General features: G+C 77.4%; 1 protein-coding gene. It reads right to left on the bottom strand.

From position 1 onward, the window contains the following. Positions 1-212: 212 nt before the first annotated feature. Positions 213-1,542: ABC transporter ATP-binding protein (locus tag JAO81_RS41795; RefSeq protein ID WP_267913129.1), on the bottom strand; the 1,330-nt coding region annotated here is incomplete at its 5' end.

Below are 1,542 nucleotides of genomic sequence, written 5' to 3'. Positions count from 1 at the left end.
CGGACGGCCCAGGCCCGGACGGCCCAGGACCGGACGGCCCAGGACCGGACGGCCCAGGACCGGACGGGCCGGCAACAGAGGGCCGCGGGGCGGGCATCTGCCCGGCGGGGGTCTCCCCCGCCGGGACGGCCGTCTCGTTCGCGCGACCCGCGAACACGTCCTCGCCGTCCGCCCGTCGGCTCTCCGCCGACGCCACCCGGACCCCCCAGCGCCTACTCCCCACCCCCGAACACCTCCCGATACGCCGGATCCCCCCACAGCTCGGCATGGGGCCCCCCCGCCCCCCCCCCCCCCCCCTCCACCCCCCCCCCCCGGCCCGGGGGGCCGCCCTCCCGCGGGGGGTGGCCCACCACCAGGCGGGCGTGGGACGGTGACGGCCGGAAGAGGACCTCTCCGACCCGGGCCGCCGTAGCGGAGTCGAGACCCGAGAGCGCGTCGTCCAGGATGAGGAGGCGGCCGGGCCGGGTGAACGCGCGCGCCAGACCCAGGCGTTGACGTTCGCCGCCGGAGAGCGGGGCCGACGGACAGGGCGTGGCGTAGCCCGCGGGCAGCCGGCGCACGAAGGCATGCGCGCAGGCTTCGCGCGCGGCCTGCACGACCCGGGCCTCACCGGGATCGCGCACCCCGAGCGCGATCGTGTCGCGCACGGTGGCCCCGACCAGTTCGGGGCGGGCGAACGCCTGCGTGACCGCCGTGCGCAGGGCGGTATGGGTGAGCGCGGGCAGGGGGACACCGTCGAGCAGCACACTCCCCGCGGACGGGTCCTCGAGCCGTCCGGCGAGCGCGGCGAGCGAGGACTTGCCGCTGCCGGAGCGCCCCACGACGGCGGTGACCGAGCCACCGGGCAGGCGGAGCGCGGGAACGTTCAGGACTGTGCGGCCGCCATGCTGTACGACGGCATTCCGGAACTCCAACGAGCCTGTTCCGGACGGGAGTTGCGAAGCTCCATGGCGAGGCGCCGGCAGGTCGAGGATCTCCTGGAGCCGGTCCGCCGCCCGCCGGGCGCGCACGAGCGCGTTCAACTGCCCTACGAACGCCCCGATCCCGGTCGCGAGCACCGCATAGCGCCACGCCGCGAACAGCCCGCCCACGCTCAGCTCGCCGGCCGCGACCCGGAGTCCGGCAACGGCGAGCACACTGAGCTGGAGCAGCGGAAGGAGCGTCGCGGCCTGCGCGGTGGAGCGGCCCTGGACCCGCCACATCCGCAGACCCTGGCGGCGCAGTTCGGGCAACGGCGCGAGGATACGGGCGGCTTCACGGTCCCGGGTGTCGGCGGCGGCGACCGTACGGGCGCCCCGTACCGCCTCGACGAGCCGCCCGGCGATCAGCCCTTGCGCGGCCAGATACCGCTCGCTGCTGTCGCCGGAGGCCCGTACGAACAGCCGCAGCAGCAGGGCGAGCAGCGGCATCCCGACCGCGAACGCCACCGCGGTGGTCCAGTCGGTGAGCACGAGCGCGACGAGCGCGCCGGCCGGCAGCAGGGGCCCCGCGGGGGGCGCGACCGCGGTGGCGGGGGCGGCGCCGGCCTGCGGGGCGGTGCCG

Source organism: Streptomyces sp. N35 (assembly GCF_016464295.1).
In the GTDB taxonomy this organism is placed as follows: Bacteria; Actinomycetota; Actinomycetes; order Streptomycetales; family Streptomycetaceae; genus Streptomyces.
This window is presented reverse-complemented; position numbering and strand designations above follow the sequence as displayed.